This is a genomic window from Curtobacterium sp. PhB130 (assembly GCF_003755165.1).
Taxonomy (GTDB): Bacteria; Actinomycetota; Actinomycetes; order Actinomycetales; family Microbacteriaceae; genus Curtobacterium.
The window spans coordinates 489,962-506,880 of record NZ_RKII01000006.1 but is presented as its reverse complement, the minus strand read 5'-3'; the positions used below and the strand labels follow the sequence as shown (position 1 = coordinate 506,880).

Sequence of the window (16,919 nt, the reverse complement as noted above, 5' to 3'; positions counted from 1 at the left end):
AGGGCAGTGCACCCCGACCGCCGCCGGCGTCTGGCACTCGGTGCAGATCGTCCGCCCGCACCGCTGGCACAGGATGAAGCTCTGCCGGTCCGGGTGCCGGTAGCAGTAGTTGGCCGGGTTGTACGCCTGATCGCTCACAGAGGTCAGACGGACTCGACGTCGATGCTGTTGATCACGACGTCCTCGAGCGGCTTGTCACGGCCGTCGGTGGCCACGCCCTCGATCGCGTCGACGACCTTGCGGGACTCGTCGTCGGCGACCTCACCGAAGATGGTGTGCTTGCCCTGGAGCCACGGGGTGGCGACGGTCGTGATGAAGAACTGCGAGCCGTTGGTGCCACGGCCGCCCTGGATGCCCGCGTTGGCCATCGCGAAGATGTACGGGTTCTGGAAGGTGAGCTCCGGCGAGATCTCGTCGTCGAAACGGTAGCCCGGGCCACCGATGCCCTGGCCGAGCGGGTCGCCGCCCTGGATCATGAAGTCCTTGATGATGCGGTGGAAGACCACACCGTCGTAGAGCTTGTCGGTCGAGACCTTGCCGGTCCCCGGGTGGGTCCACTCCTGCTGACCCGTCGCGAGGTCGACGAAGTTCTTGACGGTCTTCGGAGCGTGGTTGCCGAACAGGTTGACGCGGATGTCGCCCTTGTTGGTGTGGATCGTTGCGACAGCAGTGTGCAGAGACATGTTCCGATTCTCGCATGCGTCCGCTGCGTACAGACGGTACCCACAGGTGCGACTCCGTGACCTGTCAGGTGGTGCAGTGGCAGGATGGGACGCACGCCGTTCCGATGGAGGTACCAGATGACGACGATCGAACTGCCGCGCAAGCGTCGCAAGCAGATCAAGAAGCTCAAGGGCCAGACCGCCTCGCTCCTCGGCGAGCAGCGCAAGGTCCTCGAGCACGCGAACGCGATCCTCTCCGAGGCGCGCTCCAACGCAGCCGACGCTGCCCGCAAGGACATCGCACCCCGCGTCCAGCACGCGATCGACAGCGGCATCCGCCCGGCTGTCGCCACGGGTGTGCACGCTGCCACCTCGGCAGCACAGAACGCCTCGCACCGCTTCCAGTCCGAGGTCGTGCCGGGACTCGTGTCCACGGCCGGCTCCGTGCTGAGCGTGGTCGACCTCGCGAAGGACCCCCGGGTCCAGAAGATCGTGAAGGACGCCCAGAAGAAGGGCAAGAAGGCGAAGAAGGCGGCCGTCAAGTACGTGCCCGCCGCCGCGCAGAAGAAGAAGGGCATCGGCTTCGGCGGTGTCGCGCTGATCGTGGTCGGGGTGGTCGCCGTCGCCGGTGCCGCCTATGCCGCGTACCAGACGCTCCGCGCCGACGACGACCTGTGGGTCGCCGACGACGCCGACTCGGCGGACAAGTCCGCCGCCTGACCTCCCGGTTCGTACGAAGGGCCCCGGCACACGCCGGGGCCCTTCGTCGTCCCCGGGGCGCGCAGTGCACGGCGGTGCCGAGATCGCACTTCGTGTCGCCTCCGAATCCGCGGTCCGACGAGTACTGCGATCTCACCGGTGCCCGAGCCCGAGCCCGAGCGCGCGCCAGGGGCGCCGCCGGCGGCGGCAGAACGGGCGCATCACGCACGGCGGTGCCGAGATCGCACTTCGTGTCGCCTCCGAATCCGCGGTCCGACGAGTACTGCGATCTCACCGGTGCAGAGCGGGGGACGCGGGGGACGCGGGACGAGCTGGACGGGAGGCACGGTGCGGGCCCGACCCGGACCTCCAGTCCGACGGTGGTGCCCCCGCGGCCTCCACGCCGTCCACAGCCCGCGAGAAGCCCGAGCGTGGCCCGCGCAGACGAGCATGACCGCGAGCGGCAGGTCGCGACGTCGCGCCGCAGGGGCGGCGGCGCGGATGAGCACAGAACGAAGCCCCTGGGAAGGCGACGGAGTCGCCGACCAGGGGCCGGTACGAGTGGAGCCTAGGAGAATCGAACTCCTGACATCCTGCTTGCAAAGCAGGCGCTCTACCAACTGAGCTAAGGCCCCGGGACACCCATGGTACGGATGTCTGGGAGATGTGGTGGGGCTACAAGGACTTGAACCTTGGACCTCTTCGTTATCAGCGAAGCGCTCTAACCGCCTGAGCTATAGCCCCTCAGACCGGATGAAAGCCTACCGTACGATCTCGCCGGAACGAAATCGAGCGGGAGGCCGCACCCGGCCCGGGTGTGTCAGTTGTTCGTGAAGCCCACGAGCAGGCCGCCCGTGATCCGCACACTGAGGTTGTAGAGGACGCTCACGATTGCGCCGAGCACGGTGCCGACGACCACGTTGAGGATGCCCACGACGACGGAGAACCCGAGGACCTGGCCCAGTGAGAACTGGTCCATGATCGAGTAGTTGTTCTGCCCGGTGACGTCCTTCAGCAGGGCGTCGATCTGGGTGAACACCCCCGTCTGGTTCAGGATGACCCACACCAGTGCCGTGGCGACCACGATCACGATGCTGCCGGCCAGGGCGATGAGGAAGCTCAGCTTCACCATCGACCAGAAGTCGACGTACACGAGCCGCAGTCGGACCTGGCGGGTGCCGACGGGACGCTTCGCCTTCTTCTGGAGCTTCTCGGCGACACTACTCATTGGTTGACTGGTCCTCTCCGGCCTCGTCTACATCAGGCGCGGTGTCGGTGGGATCAGTGGAGTCCGGGGCCGCTTCGGCAGGGCTGACCGTCTCCACCGGGCCCGCGGGCTCGATCTCGGCGTCGTCCTGGTCGTCCAGGTTCCGCTCTGTGTTCCGGGCCACCGCGATGATCCGGTCGTTCTCCGCGAACCTCGCGAAGACGACGCCCATCGTGTCACGACCCTTGGCGGGGACCTCGGCCACGGCAGACCTTACCACCTTGCCCGATTGCAGCACGACGAGCACCTCGTCGTCCTCACCCACGATGAGAGCACCCACAAGGTCGCCTCGGTCGGCGGCCAGCTTGGCCACCTTGATGCCGAGACCACCGCGTCCCTGGATGCGGTACTGGTCGACGGAAGTGCGCTTCGCGTAGCCGCCCTCGGTCATCACCCAGACGAACCCGTCGTCCGAGACGACCCGCGCTGCGAGCAGCGAGTCGCCGTCGCGGAAGGACATGCCCTTCACGCCGGAGGTCGAACGACCCATCGGCCGGAGCGTGTCGTTCGTCGCGGTGAAGCGGAGCGACATCCCGTGGCGCGAGACGAGCAGCAGGTCGTCGGACTCGTCGACGAGCAGCGCGGAGCGGAGCTTGTCGCCGTCGCGGAGGTTGATCGCGATGATGCCGCCGGTGCGGTTCGTGTCGTACTCGGTGAGCGCGGTCTTCTTCACGAGGCCGTGCTCGGTGGCGAGCACGAGGTACTGCGCTGCCTCGTAGTCACGGATGTCGAGGACCTGCTGGATCTGCTCGTCCGGCTGCATGGCGAGGAGGTTCGCGGAGTGCTGGCCCTTGGCGTCACGCCCGGCTTCCTGCAGCTCGTACGCCTTCGCCCGGTAGACGCGGCCCTGGTCGGTGAGGAACAGCAGCCAGTGGTGCGTCGTCGTGACGAAGAAGTGCTCCACGACGTCGTCCGCGCGGAGCTGGGCGCCGCGGACACCACGACCACCGCGGTGCTGCGAGCGGTACTGGTCGCTGCGGGTGCGCTTGACGTAGCCACCGCGGGTGATGGTGACGACGACCTCTTCCTCGGGGATGAGGTCCTCGATGGACATGTCGCCGTCGTACCCGAACATGATCTCGCTGCGGCGGTCGTCACCGAAGCGCTCGACGATCTCGTCGAGCTCCTCGCCGATGATCGAGCGCTGGCGCTCCGGGCGCGCGAGGATGTCGTTGAAGTCCGCGATCTTGAGTTCGAGGGCTTCCGCTTCCTCGTGGATCTTCTGGCGCTCGAGGGCGGCCAGACGACGGAGCTGGAGCTCGAGGATCGCGCGCGCCTGGATCTCGTCGACGGCCAGCAGGTCCATCAGACCGGTGCGGGCTTCTTCGACGTCGGGCGAGCGGCGGATGAGCGCGATGACCTCGTCGAGGGCGTCGAGCGCCGCCAGGTAGCCGCGCAGGATGTGGGCGCGCTTCTCGGCCTCGCGCAGCCGGTACTGGGTGCGGCGGACGATGACGTCGATCTGGTGGTCGACCCACGCGGAGATGAAGCCGTCGAGTGCCAGGGTGCGCGGGACACCGTCGACGATCGCGAGCATGTTCGCGCCGAAGTTCTCCTGCAGCTGCGTGTGCTTGTACAGGTTGTTCAGCACGACCTTGGCGACCGCGTCGCGCTTCAGCACGATCACGAGGCGCTGACCGGTACGACCGGAGGTCTCGTCGCGGATGTCCGCGACGCCGGCGAGACGGCCGTCCTTGACGAGCTCGGCGATCTTGATCGCCAGGTTGTCCGGGTTGACCTGGTACGGCAGCTCGGTGACGACGAGGCAGGTGCGCCCCTGGATCTCCTCGACGCTGACGACGGCACGCATCGTGATCGAGCCACGACCGGTGCGGTAGGCGTCCTGGATGCCCTTGACGCCGAGGATCTGCGCGCCGGTCGGGAAGTCCGGTCCCTTGATGCGCTGCATGAGCGCGGCGAGGAGTTCTTCGCGGGTGGCGTCCGGGTGCTCGAGCGCCCACTTCGCGCCGGCGGCCACTTCCCGCAGGTTGTGCGGCGGGATGTTCGTCGCCATGCCGACCGCGATGCCGACCGAGCCGTTGACCAGCAGGTTCGGGAAGCGGGCGGGCAGGATCGCGGGTTCCTGCGTACGGCCGTCGTAGTTGTCCTGGAAGTCGACGGTCTCCTCGTCGATGTCCCGGACCATCTCCATGGCGAGCGGCGCCATCTTGGTCTCGGTGTACCGCGGGGCGGCGGCGCCGTCGTTGCCGGGGGAACCGAAGTTGCCCTGGCCGAGCGCGAGCGGGTAGCGGAGCGACCACGGCTGCACGAGGCGGACGAGCGCGTCGTAGATCGCGCTGTCACCGTGCGGGTGGAACTGCCCCATCACGTCGCCGACGACGCGCGAGCACTTCGAGAAGGCGCGGTCGGGGCGGTAGCCGCCGTCGTACATCGCGTAGAGCACGCGGCGGTGGACCGGCTTCAGGCCGTCGCGGACCTCGGGCAGCGCGCGACCGACGATGACGGACATCGCGTAGTCGAGGTAGGAGCGCTGCATCTCGAGCTGCAGGTCGACCTGCGAGATGCGGTCACCGGAGACGACGATGTCCCCGCTGTCGCCGTGCACGATCTCGGGCTGGTCGTCGTTCGTCTCGTTGTCGTCAGCCATGTGGCTTCAGTACCTTTCTGACGGCCTGGAGGCCGTGGTGACGTTCGTCGCGGTGGGCGCGACCACAGGTGGTCGGGACGAGGGCACGCGGCTGGCACCGCGCCTCCTGTCCGGTGATCAGATGTCGGACCTCAGATGTCCAGGAACCGGACGTCCTTGGCGTTCTGCTGGATGAACTGGCGACGTGCGTCGACGTCTTCACCCATCAGGGTGGCGAAGACGCTGTCGACGGCCGCCGCGTCTTCCAGCGTGACCTGGAGCAGGGTGCGGGTGTCCGGGTTCATCGTGGTGTCCCAGAGCTCCTTGTAGTCCATCTCGCCGAGGCCCTTGTAGCGCTGGATCCCGTTGTCCTTCGGGATGCGCTTGCCGGCGGCGATGCCCGCCTGCAGCAGGGCGTCGCGCTCACGGTCGCTGAAGACGTACTCGTGCGCGGAGTTGGACCACTTCAGGCGGTACAGCGGCGGCTGCGCGAGGTACACGTACCCGCGCTCGATGAGCGGACGCATGTAGCGGAAGAGCAGCGTGAGCAGCAGCGTGGTGATGTGCTGACCGTCGACGTCGGCATCGGCCATCAACACGATCTTGTGGTACCGGGCCTTGTCCGGGTCGAAGTCCTCACCGATGCCGGCGCCGAACGCCGTGATCATCGACTGGATCTCCTGGTTGGCGAGGGCACGGTCGAGGCGTGCCTTCTCGACGTTCAGGATCTTGCCGCGGAGGGGCAGGATGGCCTGGGTCATCGGGTTGCGGCCCTGCACGGCGGAACCACCGGCCGAGTCGCCCTCCACCATGAAGATCTCCGACAGTGTCGGGTCCTTCGACTGGCAGTCCTTCAGCTTGCCGGGCATGCCGCCCGACTCGAGCAGCCCCTTGCGCCGGGTGGTCTCGCGCGCCTTGCGGGCGGCGAGACGGGCCTGCGATGCCTGGATCGCCTTGCGGACGACGTCGCGGGCCTGCGTCGGGTTGCTCTCGAACCAGTGCGTGAGCTCGGTGCCGACGACGCGCTGGACGAACGACTTCGCCTCGGTGTTGCCGAGCTTGGTCTTCGTCTGGCCTTCGAACTGCGGTTCGCCGAGCTTGACGGAGATGACGGCGGTCAGCCCTTCACGGATGTCGTCACCCGTGAGGTTGTCGTCCTTCTCCTTGATGATCTTGGCTTCACGCGCGTAGCGGTTCACGAGCGTGGTGAGCGCGGCGCGGAACCCTTCTTCGTGGGTGCCGCCCTCGTGCGTGTTGATCGTGTTCGCGAAGGTGTGCACGCTCTCCTGGTAGGAGGTGTTCCACTGCATCGCGACCTCGAGCGCGATCTTGCGCTCGGTGTCCTCTGCCTCGAAGCCGATGACGTCCGGGTGGACAAGGTCGGCCTTCTTCTGCGCGTTGATGTACTCGACGTAGTCGGCGAGCCCCCGCTCGTAGCGGAAGGAGTCGTGGCGCGACTCTTCGCCTTCGTCGGGGGTGCGCTCGTCACGGAGGTTGATCCGGAGGCCCTTGTTGAGGAACGCCATCTGCTGGAAGCGGGCGCGGAGGGTCTCGTAGTCGAAGACGACGGTCTCGAAGATCTCGGCGTTCGGCCAGAAGGTGATCGTGGTGCCGTGGTCGTCGGACGCTTCGTCCTGGGAGAGCGGCGCGACGGGGACACCGTCGGTGTAGCTCTGGCGCCAGACGTGGCCCTGCTGGCGGACCTCGACGTCGAGTTCCGAGCTCAGCGCGTTCACGACGGAGGAACCCACGCCGTGCAGACCGCCGGAGACCGCGTACGCACCGCCGCCGAACTTGCCGCCGGCGTGCAGGACGGTCAGGACGACCTGGACGGTCGAGACGCCTTCGGCAGCGTGGATGCCGACCGGGATGCCACGGCCGTTGTCGACCACGCGGACGCCGCCGTCTTCGCGGATGGTGACGTCGATGGTGTCGCAGTAGCCGGCGAGGGCTTCGTCCACGGAGTTGTCGACGATCTCCTGCACCAGGTGGTGGAGACCGCGGGGACCGGTGGACCCGATGTACATGCCCGGGCGCTTGCGGACTGCCTCGAGCCCTTCGAGCACCTGGATCTGGTCTGCGCCGTACGACGGTTCTTCTGCGGCGGGGTTGCCGCGGGGGTCCTGTCGGTCCTGTTCAGATCCTGATGCCATGTCGAGAGTGCTCCTGCCTGCGCGCGGAACACCCGCGCACTGCACCGCCCAGTCTATCGCAGGAGGCCCTCTTCCGAGGGCGAAAACGGCCCCTGGACGGCCGATTTCGCCACGAGGGGATGGTTTTGTCGGCTCAACCGTAAGTGTCGCGAGGACCGCGCCCCTGGACCGTCCTGAGACCGCGTTTCCACGTGGGGGCGTCCGGGCCGGAAACCCGGATCGACTCGACCCCCGCCTCCGGGTGCCGTTCCGCGATGGTCGTCGTGACGCTCGCGCGCATCAGCCGGAGCTGGGTCGCCCACGCCGTCGAGTCGCACCGGATGACCAGTGCGCCGTCCTCGATGGTGACCGGCTGGGAGTGCTTGGCGAGCTCGTCACCGACCACGCTCGGCCAGTCCACGAAGAGCTCGGAGCGGGCGAGCGGCTCGGTCCAGCCGAGTTCGGCGGCGAGGGAACCGACGATGTCGCCGAGGCCCTTCGGTTCCCGGCCGCGCCCGTACGGCACGGTGTCCGCGTCGATCTCCTTGGCACGGCGGCGGCGCGCGTCGACGCCGCGCTTCGTCGGGTCGCCGAAGACCGCCTTGAGGTGCTGGTACACCCGGCTCGGTTCGGTGGGCTTCCACGGGCGGGGCATCAGACGCCGGCTTCCGTCGTGTCCGCTGCCGTGGTGTCGTCCGGACGGGAGGCCGTGGTCGGCTCCGCCTCGTCCGTCACGATGGTCCCCGACTCGATCCGGACGGTGTGGGCCGCCAGCTGTGGGGGCACGTCGCCGAACACCGCCGCCGTGATGAGGACCTGCTCGTAGTCCGCCACCGCGTTCCCGAGGCGCTCGCGCCGGGACTCGTCGAGTTCGGCGAACACGTCGTCGAGGATGATGATCGGGTCGCCGAGGGTCGACTCGGCGCGGAGGATCGACGCCGATGCGAGCTGGATCGCCAGGGCGAAGGACCAGGACTCGCCGTGACTGGCGTATCCACGGGCCGGTAACCCGTTCAGGGTGAAGAGGACGTCGTCACGGTGCGGCCCGGCGAGCGTCAGCCCGCGATCGAGTTCGTCGCGTCGACGTCGCTCGAGCGCTCCGCGGAACGCCTCCGCCGCGGCGGGAACGGTAACCGGTTCATCTGGTGTCCCGAGCACGGGGTCCGTCGCCGAGGCGTCCTCGGGATCGCCGCCACGGACGCTCAGCACACCGGTGATCGAGGCCTCGTGCCGCTCACCGGCGACGGTCGCGTACGCCTCGGCGACGAAGGGTGCGAGTCGGCGGGTGAGGTGGTCGCGCGCGGCGATGATCTCGGAGCCGAACGCCACGAGTCGTTCGTCCCACACGTCGAGCGTCGCGAGCGATCCGGACTTCGCGCCGGTTGCCCGCGCGGACTTCAGCAGGGTGTTCCGCTGTCGGAGCGTGCGGTCGTAGTCCGCGATGACGCCCTGCATCCGCGGCGCGATCTGGACGAGGAGCTCGTCGAGCATCCGCCGGCGGCCGGCCGGTTCGCCGCGGACCAGCGCCAGGTCCTCCGGCGCGAAGAGCACGCTCGTGCAGTACCGCGGGAGCTCGCGCGGCTTGATCGCGCCGCGGTTGATCTGCGCCCGGTTCGACCCCGACCGGTTGATCTGCACCTCGGCGAGGATGCTCCGGTCGTCGTGTGCGAGCCGGGCCCGCACGATCGCGGCGTCGCAGCCCTGTCGCACGAGGGCCGCGTCGGTGGGGACGCGGTGGGAGCCGAGCGTGGACAGGTAGGCGATGGACTCAACGAGGTTCGTCTTGCCCTGGCCGTTCCGCCCGACGAAGAGGTTCGGCCCGCGTACGAGGTCGACGTCCGCCTCCCGGTAGTTCCGGAAGTCGGTCAGTTGGAGATGGTCGACGTGCACGCGGGCCGAGGCCGGGTTTCCCCGGGAAGTCCTAGGACTTCTTGACGGCGTGGCCGCCGAACTGGTTGCGGAGCGCCGCGACGGCCTTCATCGTCGGGGACGCGCTGCCCTGACGCGAGACGAAGCGCGCGAAGATCGACGCGGAGAGCGCCGGCATCGGCACGGCGAGCTCGATGCCCTCTTCGAGGGTCCAGCGACCTTCGCCCGAGTCCTCGACGTAGCCCTCGAGCTCGTCGAGCTTCGGGTCTTCGTTGAGGGCCAGCACCATGAGGTCGAGCAGCCAGGAGCGGACGACCGTGCCGCGCTGCCATCCGGCGAACACGGCGGGGACGTCGGTGATCAGGTCCTTGGCCTCGAGGAGCTCGTAGCCCTCACCGTAGGCCTGCATGATCGCGTACTCGATCCCGTTGTGGACCATCTTCGCGTAGTGGCCGGCGCCGATCGGGCCGGCGTGCGAGAAGCCCTCTTCGCGCGGGCCCTCGGGGCGGAGCGCGTCGAAGACCGGCATCGCGAACTCGACGTCCTTGGCGTCACCGCCGACCATGAGGCCGTAGCCGTTGTCCTTGCCCCAGACGCCACCGGAGACGCCGGCGTCCATGTAGCGGATGCCGCGCGCACCGAGCTGCTCGGCGTGCGTGGTGTCGTCGAGCCACTTCGAGTTGCCGCCGTCGATGACCAGGTCACCCTCGGCGAGGACGCCGGCGAGCTCCGTGATCACGTCGTCGGTGATCTTGCCGTGCGGGACCATGACCCACACGAGCTTCTGGCCCTCGGGCAGCGCGGCCGCGAGGTCGGCGAGGCTGGCGACATCGGAGACGGCGGGGTTGGCGTCGTACCCGGTGACCTCGATGCCTGCGTTGCGGAGACGGGCACGCATGTTGTTGCCCATGCGACCGAGGCCGACAAGACCGATGTGCATGATTTCCTCTTCTGTTCGTCGTCGCGCTGATGCAGGGGTGGCGCGTCAGCGCAGTGTTCGGCTGTTGCGCTATCGCAGCAGGAGATTGGGCTGCAGCAGGTACCGGTATCCGTCCGTCGCCGGTTCCTCACGCGAGGACTGGCCGGTGATGAGCACCGGACCCGGCTTGTTGGGGTTCTCCGTCTTGGTGAAGGAGATCCGGACGAACTCGGAGTGCACCGCGTTCAACCCGTCCAGGAGGAAGGCGGGCTTCAACGAGACCACCGTTTCCTCACCGGTCAGCAACGCATCGATCGACTCTGACGCCTGCGCTTGTTCGGAACCGATCGCTTCGAGCGTGAGCCCGTCGACCGTGAAGGAGAACCGGAGCGCCGCTTCGCGCTCCAGGACGAGGGAGACCCGTCGGACCGCTTCGACCAGCTCGGCCGTGTTGATCACGGCGTGGTCTTGGACGGTCTCGGGGAAGAGCCGGCGGACCGGCGGGTAGTTGCCCTTGATGAGCAGCGACGTCACGGTCTTGTCGTCGGCCTGGAACGCGATGAGCTCGCGGTCCGAGGTGCCGCTGATCGACACCGACACCGTCGACGCGGAGCCGAACGTGCGGCCCACTTCCTGCAGGGTGCGGGCCGGGACGAGCGCGTGCATCGGGTCGGAGCCGACGCGGCCGGAGTCCCACGCGATGGTGCGGACTGCGACGCGGTAGCGGTCCGTGGCGATCAGGGAGAGGTCGTTGTCGCCGACTTCGAGCTGGACGCCGGTGATCACCGGGGTGACGTCGTCCCGACTGGCGGCCACGGCGACCTGGGACACCGCTTCGGAGAACGCGTCGCCGGGGATGACACCGGTCTGTGCGCCGATCTCCGGGAGGGTCGGGTACTCCTCGACCGGCATGCTCAGCAGCGTGAAGTGCGCTGAGCCGCAGGTGACGGTGATCCGTGACTCTTCCGTGGAGAACGTCACGGGGGCGTTCGGCAGGCGGCTCGCGATGTCGTTCAGCAGTCGACCGGAGACGAGGACCGTGCCCGCGTCGTCGATCTGCGCCGAGATCGACGTCTGCGCCGACACCTCGTAGTCGAACGAGGAGAGGGTGAGCCGGTCGCCCTCTGCGTGGATCAGGACACCCGACAGGATCGGGAGGGTCGTTCGCTGTGGGAGGAGCTTCACCGCGAAGGAGACGGCTTCGGAGAAGACGTCCCGGTTGACCTCGAACTTCACAGCTGGGACCCCTGTCGATCGTTGGACTGTCCGGCCGCCCCATTGTGGCACAGCGGAGCCGAGCCCGGATTTCGTGTGATTCGGCCGTCCACAAGGTTGGCCCAGTGATCCAGAGAGAAAAACAGGAACAAGAGTATTAACGCCTGTGCACACTGTGGATAACCCTGGGGATGCCGCTCAGCGACAGGGAACTACAACCGTGTGACTTGTGAGCGGCCTGTTGGCGCTCTCGGGATGAATGAAACTCATCTATCCACTTCCATCCCCAGTCTCCACAGAGGCCCTCCCGTCTGTGTACAACCGTCCGGCGTGTCCTCCACAGTTATCCACAGGCTTTCCACACTGTGAGAACTCCGCCGCATGGAACCGTCTCAGATGGTGGACGCGCGCCGAAGTGGGCCGATCTCACGGGGTGAGTCGAGCCTCCCGGCGGTCAGAACGTTTGTTCTGGCGGACGCGAGCGCAACGCGCTCAGCGGTACCGGCGGTCCTGCTTGATGCGGCTCGTCAGCTCGGTCACCTGGTTGTAGATGGACCGTCGCTCCTTCATGAGCTCCGCGATCTTCTTGTTCGCGTACATCACCGTGGTGTGGTCGCGGTTGCCGAACAGCTGTCCGATCTTCGGCAGGGAGAGGCTCGTCAGCTCACGGCAGAGGTACATCGCGATCTGCCTGGCCGTGGCGATCGCCTGCGACCGGGACGAGCCGTAGAGGTCGTCGACCGAGAGCTTGAAGTACTCCGCGGTGTGGTTGATGATGTCCGTCGGCGCGATGACGTTGTCCTCGTCGAGCGTGATCAGGTCCTTGAGGACCGTCTGCACGAGGGCCATGTCCACGGCCGTCCGGTTCAGGCTCGCGAACGCGGTGACGCGGATGAGCGTCCCCTCGAGCTCCCGGATGTTGCTCGACACCTTCGACGCCATGAACTCGAGGATGTCGTCCGGCACCTGCAGGTGGTCGGACTGCGCCTTCTTGCGGAGGATCGCGATGCGCGTCTCGAGGTCGGGCGCCTGGACGTCGGTGATCAGGCCCCACTCGAAGCGGCTGCGCATCCGGTCCTCGAACCCGGTGAGGTGCTTCGGCGCGACGTCGGAGGTGATGACGACCTGCTTGTTGTGGTCGTGCAACGTGTTGAACGTGTGGAAGAAGGCTTCCTGCGTCGAGTCCTTGCCCTGGAGGAACTGGATGTCGTCGATCAGCAGGATGTCGATGTCGCGGTACCGCTGCTGGAACTGGTTCGACCGGTTGTTCGCGATCGAGTTGATGAAGTCGTTCGTGAACTCCTCGCTCGACACGTACCGCACTCGGATCCCCGGGTAGAGGCTCTCGGCGTAGTGGCCGATCGCGTGCAGGAGGTGGGTCTTGCCGAGCCCGGAGTCGCCGTAGATGAAGAGCGGGTTGTACGCCTTCGCCGGCGCTTCCGCCACGGCGACCGCCGCTGCGTGGGCGAACCGGTTCGAGGCGCCGATGACGAAGTTGTCGAAGTTGTACTTCGGGTTCAGCCGGGACTCCGGGCGACCGCTGGTGCCCGGAGCGTCGATCTGGCTCGGGACGAACGGTGCCTCGATGTACTGACGGGGCGCCGCACTCTGCTCGACCGCCTGCTGCACCGGCTCCGCGTAGGAGGGGACCGTCGGCTCGACGCGGGGCTCCGATGCCATGTCCGGGTTCACGGTGATCGCGAAGTTCGCCACCGAGTCGTCGCCGATGCGCGAGACGGCCTCGGTGATGGGCACACGGATCCGCTGCTCGAGCATCCCGCGGGTGAGGTCGTTCGGCACCTCGAGGTAGAGGGTGCCGGCGAGGACGCCCTTCGGCTCGACGAGGTTCAGGAAGCCGTGCAGCTGCGGCGTGATGCGGTCGTCGTCCGCGAGGAGTCCGAGGACGGAAGACCAGAGGTCCTCGACGGGGTCGGCCGGCATCGTCATGTCGCGCTCGTCTCCAGGGTCTCGTGTCGTCCGTGTGTGGGCAGGGGCGTTCCGGGCGCTCGGGCGGGCGCAGCGACACCGTTCCCGGCGAGTCGTCCGTGGCTCGGGTGGCTTCGTCGACGCCGTTGTGCCGCGGGCTTCCCACAGGGTTGTCCACAGTCTTGTCCACGACCGCCCTGGTCCGCTGGAACGGGGTACTCCCCCGTCGTACCGGGCCGGAGGGCGGTTCGATCCACCAACTGTAAAGGACCGAGGCCGGTCCCACCGAACGGAAGTTGTCCCCAATGTGGAGAACCCCCGGTCCCGCCCGGGGTTTGACCTCTCCGGCTCCGTCACGTACCGTTGAGAAGTTGACTGCGGCCCCTTGGTCGCGCCCACCTGCGTCAACCAAACGTATTCGTGACGGCTCGCGTCGAGCAGCCGTGTGGAGAAGATCATGAGCAAGCGCACCTTCCAGCCGAACAACCGTCGCCGCGCCAAGAAGCACGGCTTCCGTCTCCGCATGCGGACGCGTGCGGGTCGTGCGATCCTGGCCGCCCGTCGCGCCAAGGGCCGCACCGAGCTCTCTGCTTGATTCAAGAGCTGCTTGATTCGGACCTGCTCGATCCGAGCTTGCTCGATCCGGGCTTGGTCGATCCGAGCTGCATCCGGCGCCGTGCCGGCGGGACCCGTCCTGCCGCGCGGCGCTTCGGTGTGCCTGCGAGCAGCATGGTGACGTCGTGCTCGCGCGCGTGAACCGGATCGTCCTCGGGAACGACTACCGCATGACCGTCCGTCGTGGCCGCAGGAGCGCCACGGCGAACGTCGTCGTCTCGGTGGTCTCCCGGCCCGCGGAGCCGACACGGTTCGGCTTCATCGTGGCGAAGACGGTCGGCAACGCGGTCACCCGCAACCTCGTTCGACGACGGCTCAAGGGCATCGCCCACGAGCTGCTGACGACGGACCCCACCGGGTACGACGTGGTGGTGCGCGCACTGCCAGCCGCTGCGCAGGCCACATGGCCTACCCTGCTCGAAGACGTCTCGCGATCGTTCGCGCGCGGTGTGGAGAAGGCAGCATGAACCGGACGCTCCTGGTGCAGGTCCTGTGGACCGTGGCGTTGCTCCCGCGCAACGCCTGCGTCGTCGTGCTCCGGGCCTACCGCGCCGTGATCTCCCCGCTCTACGGCAACGTCTGCCGGTACCACCCCTCGTGCTCGCGCTACGCGCTCGAAGCGATCCAGCAGTACGGCGTCGTGCGCGGGACCGCGATGGGCGCCTGGCGCATCGGCCGCTGCAACCCCTGGGCGGCCGGCGGCATCGACGACGTCCCTGACCGTCGTCGCCCCTACAACGTCAACCGGTTCGGCTTCGTGCTCGCCCCGGCACGGCAGCAGTCGCAGTCCCCGGTCGGCATCGTCCGACCGGTCCTGCTCCCCCAGCGCACTCGAAAGGCGTGACCGTCCTCATGGACCTCATCGGAACGATCCTCTGGCCCCTCAAGTGGGTGGTCTCGGCCATCCTCGTCGGCTTCCACTGGATCTTCGAGAGCATCGGGATGGACCCCTCCGCGGGCATCACCTGGGTGCTGTCGATCATCTTCCTGACGTTCGTCGTCCGCGCGGCGCTCATCCCGATCTTCGTGCGGCAGATCAAGTCGCAGCGACGCATGCTCGAGGTGGCGCCGCAGCTGAAGAAGATCCAGGACAAGTACAAGGGCAAGAAGGACCAGTTCTCGCGAGAGGCGATGTCCCGCGAGACCATGGCGCTCTACAAGGAGACCGGCACCAACCCGCTGAGCTCCTGCCTGCCGCTGCTGCTGCAGATGCCGATCTTCTTCTCGCTGTACTCGGTGCTGCACGAAGCGCAGATCAACAAGGTGGGCATCGGCCTGCTGACCAACGACCTCGCGAAGTCCTTCGGCGATGCGGCCCTGTTCGGTGCCCCGCTGCACGAGACGTTCACGAACGCCTCCGGCTGGGAAGTCCGCGCGATCGCCGGCTTCATGATCGTCGTGATGACGGCGTCGCAGTTCATCACGCAGCTGCAGCTCGTCGCGAAGAACATGTCGCCGGAGACCAAGGCCTCCCCGATGTACCGCCAGCAGAAGATGATGCTGTACGTGCTCCCCCTGATCTTCGTGATCTCGGGTCTCTCGTTCCCCCTCGGCGTCATGTTCTACTGGCTCGCGTCGAACCTCTGGACGATGGCGCAGCAGTACTTCGTCATCCGCAGCATGCCGACGCCCGGCTCCGAGGCGGCACTCGCCCGCGAAGCCCGTCTGGCGAAGAAGGCCCAGCGTCGCGGCGTCCCCGCGGGCGTCCTGGCCGAGGCCGGCGCCGGTGCCGGTGCGGCGGAGATCGAAGCCGTGCGTGTCACGACCCAGCGTTCGCAGCCGGTCGGCAAGCAGCGCTCGAAGAAGAACGGGAAGAAGTAAGTGACCGAGCAGGACACCGCCGCAGCCGTGGAGACCACCGACACCGAGGTCGAGGACGCCCGCGACGAGGCTGACATCGCCGCGGACTACATCGAGGAACTCCTCGACATCTGCGACCTCGACGGCGACATCGAGATCGAGGAGCGCGCGGGCCGCGTGTACCTCTCGGTGACCGACGAGGGCAACGCACTGCGGGTGCTCGCGAAGCCGGACACGGTGTCGGCGCTCCAGGAACTGACCCGTATCGCCGTCCAGGCCGAGACCGGCGAGTTCAGCCGGCTCATCCTCGACGTTGGCGGTTCGCGGGACGCCCGGGCGTCCGAGCTCCAGCGGCTCGTGGACACCGCCGTCGAGCGGATCGAGGCCGGCTCCCCCACGGCGTCCCTGCCTCCGATGTCGTCCTACGAGCGCAAGCTGGTGCACGACCTGGTCGCCGAGAAGGGCTTCCGTTCGGAGTCCGAGGGCGAGGGTCGCGACCGTCACACGGTCATCACCCGATGACGGACGCTCCTCTCGACGCGGCTGCCGCGTCGGAGCCGTCCGAGGCGCCGGTGCTCGAAGCGGAGCCGGCTGCCGCTGCGACGCTCTTCGGCGACCGGCTCGAGGTCGCGCGGTCGTTCACGAACGAGCTCGCGCGGCGCGGTGAGGAGCTGGGCCTGATCGGCCCGCTTGAACTGCCCCGCCTTTGGACGCGACACATCCTCAATTCTGCCCTGCTGGCTCCCCTCCTGGAGGCCGATGGTCACGTTGGTGACGTCGGTTCCGGAGCGGGGCTGCCTGGCCTCGTTCTGGCGATCGCCCGTCCGGACGTCACGTTCACGCTCATCGAACCGATGGAGCGACGGGTCGAGTGGCTCAGGTCGGAAGCCGATCGACTTGATCTGACGAACGTCACGGTGCTCCGTGGGCGTGCGGAGGACGTCGCCGACTCCCTGGTGCTCGACCAGGTCACGGCTCGCGCGGTGAGTGCCCTCTCGAAGCTGATCCCGATCACCGTGCCGCTCGTGCGGTCGGGAGGTCAGCTCATCCTGATGAAGGGTGCGCGCGTCGACGACGAGATGGCCGCAGCGCGCAAGGTCATCCTCCGCAAGCGCTTGTCTGACGTCGAAGTCGTCGAGCTCGGCGTCGGTGTGGTCGAGGAGACCACGCGCGTCTTCCGGGCTACAGTTGACTGACGCCGCGCGGCGCTGAGACCACTCGTGGATCG

General features: G+C 67.6%; 16 protein-coding genes and 2 tRNA genes. 7 read left to right on the top strand and 11 right to left on the bottom strand.

From position 1 onward, the window contains the following. Positions 1-143 precede the first annotated feature (143 nt). Positions 144-683 carry a peptidylprolyl isomerase gene (locus EDF24_RS02575; protein ID WP_123655029.1) on the bottom strand — a complete coding sequence of 180 codons (540 nt, stop codon included), beginning with the start codon at positions 681-683 and terminating at the stop codon, positions 144-146. 117 nt (positions 684-800) lie between these two features. Between EDF24_RS02575 and EDF24_RS02570 the strand changes: the two genes are divergently transcribed. Beyond that, the gene (locus EDF24_RS02570; RefSeq protein WP_123655028.1) at positions 801-1,382 is read left to right on the top strand and encodes a hypothetical protein; all 582 of its coding nucleotides are present in this window, start codon (positions 801-803) and stop codon (positions 1,380-1,382) included. A 541-nt stretch (positions 1,383-1,923) separates the two neighbouring features. Here EDF24_RS02570 and EDF24_RS02565 read toward each other — a convergent pair. The 10 genes from EDF24_RS02565 to dnaA form a co-directional block, all read right to left on the bottom strand. Next, positions 1,924-1,996: transfer RNA gene (locus EDF24_RS02565), tRNA-Ala, on the bottom strand. A gap of 32 nt (positions 1,997-2,028) precedes the next feature. Then, positions 2,029-2,105 (bottom strand) — tRNA-Ile (locus tag EDF24_RS02560). Between the two features lie 76 nt (positions 2,106-2,181). After that, a complete protein-coding gene (locus EDF24_RS02555; protein ID WP_022907014.1) occupies positions 2,182-2,589 on the bottom strand; it encodes a DUF3566 domain-containing protein in 408 nt (135 codons plus the stop codon). Then, a complete protein-coding gene (gyrA, locus tag EDF24_RS02550; protein WP_243698188.1) occupies positions 2,582-5,236 on the bottom strand; it encodes a DNA gyrase subunit A in 2,655 nt (884 codons plus the stop codon). The genes EDF24_RS02555 and gyrA overlap by 8 nt, the downstream gene beginning before the upstream one ends. A 131-nt stretch (positions 5,237-5,367) precedes the next feature. Further along, a complete protein-coding gene (gene gyrB, locus EDF24_RS02545; protein ID WP_123655027.1) occupies positions 5,368-7,368 on the bottom strand; it encodes a DNA topoisomerase (ATP-hydrolyzing) subunit B in 2,001 nt (666 codons plus the stop codon). 133 nt (positions 7,369-7,501) lie between these two features. Then, the gene (locus EDF24_RS02540; RefSeq protein WP_123655026.1) at positions 7,502-8,002 is read right to left on the bottom strand and encodes a DUF721 domain-containing protein; all 501 of its coding nucleotides are present in this window, start codon (positions 8,000-8,002) and stop codon (positions 7,502-7,504) included. After that, positions 8,002-9,237 carry a DNA replication/repair protein RecF gene (gene recF / locus EDF24_RS02535; protein ID WP_123701007.1) on the bottom strand — a complete coding sequence of 412 codons (1,236 nt, stop codon included), beginning with the start codon at positions 9,235-9,237 and terminating at the stop codon, positions 8,002-8,004. The genes EDF24_RS02540 and recF overlap by 1 nt, the downstream gene beginning before the upstream one ends. A 31-nt stretch (positions 9,238-9,268) precedes the next feature. After that, positions 9,269-10,156, bottom strand: coding sequence for a phosphogluconate dehydrogenase (NAD(+)-dependent, decarboxylating) (gnd, locus tag EDF24_RS02530; RefSeq protein WP_123655024.1), 888 nt, complete (start codon positions 10,154-10,156; stop codon positions 9,269-9,271). Positions 10,157-10,225: 69 nt separating this feature from the next. Next, positions 10,226-11,371 carry a DNA polymerase III subunit beta gene (gene dnaN / locus EDF24_RS02525; protein ID WP_123655023.1) on the bottom strand — a complete coding sequence of 382 codons (1,146 nt, stop codon included), beginning with the start codon at positions 11,369-11,371 and terminating at the stop codon, positions 10,226-10,228. 471 nt (positions 11,372-11,842) lie between these two features. Then, positions 11,843-13,297 (bottom strand): chromosomal replication initiator protein DnaA, encoded by a 1,455-nt coding sequence (dnaA, locus tag EDF24_RS02520; RefSeq protein WP_123655022.1) that lies wholly within the window; start codon positions 13,295-13,297, stop codon positions 11,843-11,845. A gap of 436 nt (positions 13,298-13,733) precedes the next feature. Here dnaA and rpmH point away from each other — a divergent pair, with 436 nt between their 5' ends. From rpmH to rsmG, 6 genes are all read left to right on the top strand, one after another. Further along, the gene (gene rpmH / locus EDF24_RS02515) at positions 13,734-13,871 is read left to right on the top strand and encodes a 50S ribosomal protein L34 (RefSeq protein WP_071299798.1); all 138 of its coding nucleotides are present in this window, start codon (positions 13,734-13,736) and stop codon (positions 13,869-13,871) included. Positions 13,872-14,016: 145 nt separating this feature from the next. After that, positions 14,017-14,358, top strand: a complete 342-nt coding sequence (gene rnpA / locus EDF24_RS02510; protein ID WP_123701006.1) for a ribonuclease P protein component — start codon at positions 14,017-14,019, stop codon at positions 14,356-14,358. Continuing rightward, on the top strand, positions 14,355-14,735 hold the full coding sequence (yidD, locus tag EDF24_RS02505) for a membrane protein insertion efficiency factor YidD (RefSeq protein ID WP_185021540.1): 381 nt from the start codon (positions 14,355-14,357) through the stop codon (positions 14,733-14,735). The genes rnpA and yidD overlap by 4 nt, the downstream gene beginning before the upstream one ends. A gap of 8 nt (positions 14,736-14,743) precedes the next feature. Further along, a complete protein-coding gene (yidC, locus tag EDF24_RS02500) occupies positions 14,744-15,712 on the top strand; it encodes a membrane protein insertase YidC (RefSeq protein WP_123655019.1) in 969 nt (322 codons plus the stop codon). Next, the gene (locus EDF24_RS02495; RefSeq protein WP_123655018.1) at positions 15,713-16,213 is read left to right on the top strand and encodes a R3H domain-containing nucleic acid-binding protein; all 501 of its coding nucleotides are present in this window, start codon (positions 15,713-15,715) and stop codon (positions 16,211-16,213) included. Continuing rightward, a complete protein-coding gene (rsmG, locus tag EDF24_RS02490; protein WP_123701005.1) occupies positions 16,210-16,887 on the top strand; it encodes a 16S rRNA (guanine(527)-N(7))-methyltransferase RsmG in 678 nt (225 codons plus the stop codon). The genes EDF24_RS02495 and rsmG overlap by 4 nt, the downstream gene beginning before the upstream one ends. Positions 16,888-16,919 lie beyond the last annotated feature (32 nt).

Bases quoted from the DNA above. Each gene is read 5' to 3' on its own strand.
- EDF24_RS02575 (WP_123655029.1), bottom strand. From the start codon at position 683: ATGTCTCTGCACACTGCTGTCGCAACGATCCACACCAACAAGGGCGAC.
- EDF24_RS02570 (WP_123655028.1), top strand. From the start codon at position 801: ATGACGACGATCGAACTGCCGCGCAAGCGTCGCAAGCAGATCAAGAAG.
- EDF24_RS02555 (WP_022907014.1), bottom strand. From the start codon at position 2,589: ATGAGTAGTGTCGCCGAGAAGCTCCAGAAGAAGGCGAAGCGTCCCGTC.
- gyrA (WP_243698188.1), bottom strand. From the start codon at position 5,236: ATGGCTGACGACAACGAGACGAACGACGACCAGCCCGAGATCGTGCAC.
- gyrB (WP_123655027.1), bottom strand. From the start codon at position 7,368: ATGGCATCAGGATCTGAACAGGACCGACAGGACCCCCGCGGCAACCCC.
- EDF24_RS02540 (WP_123655026.1), bottom strand. From the start codon at position 8,002: ATGCCCCGCCCGTGGAAGCCCACCGAACCGAGCCGGGTGTACCAGCAC.
- gnd (WP_123655024.1), bottom strand. From the start codon at position 10,156: ATGCACATCGGTCTTGTCGGCCTCGGTCGCATGGGCAACAACATGCGT.
- dnaA (WP_123655022.1), bottom strand. From the start codon at position 13,297: ATGACGATGCCGGCCGACCCCGTCGAGGACCTCTGGTCTTCCGTCCTC.
- rpmH (WP_071299798.1), top strand. From the start codon at position 13,734: ATGAGCAAGCGCACCTTCCAGCCGAACAACCGTCGCCGCGCCAAGAAG.
- yidD (WP_185021540.1), top strand. From the start codon at position 14,355: ATGAACCGGACGCTCCTGGTGCAGGTCCTGTGGACCGTGGCGTTGCTC.
- yidC (WP_123655019.1), top strand. From the start codon at position 14,744: ATGGACCTCATCGGAACGATCCTCTGGCCCCTCAAGTGGGTGGTCTCG.
- rsmG (WP_123701005.1), top strand. From the start codon at position 16,210: ATGACGGACGCTCCTCTCGACGCGGCTGCCGCGTCGGAGCCGTCCGAG.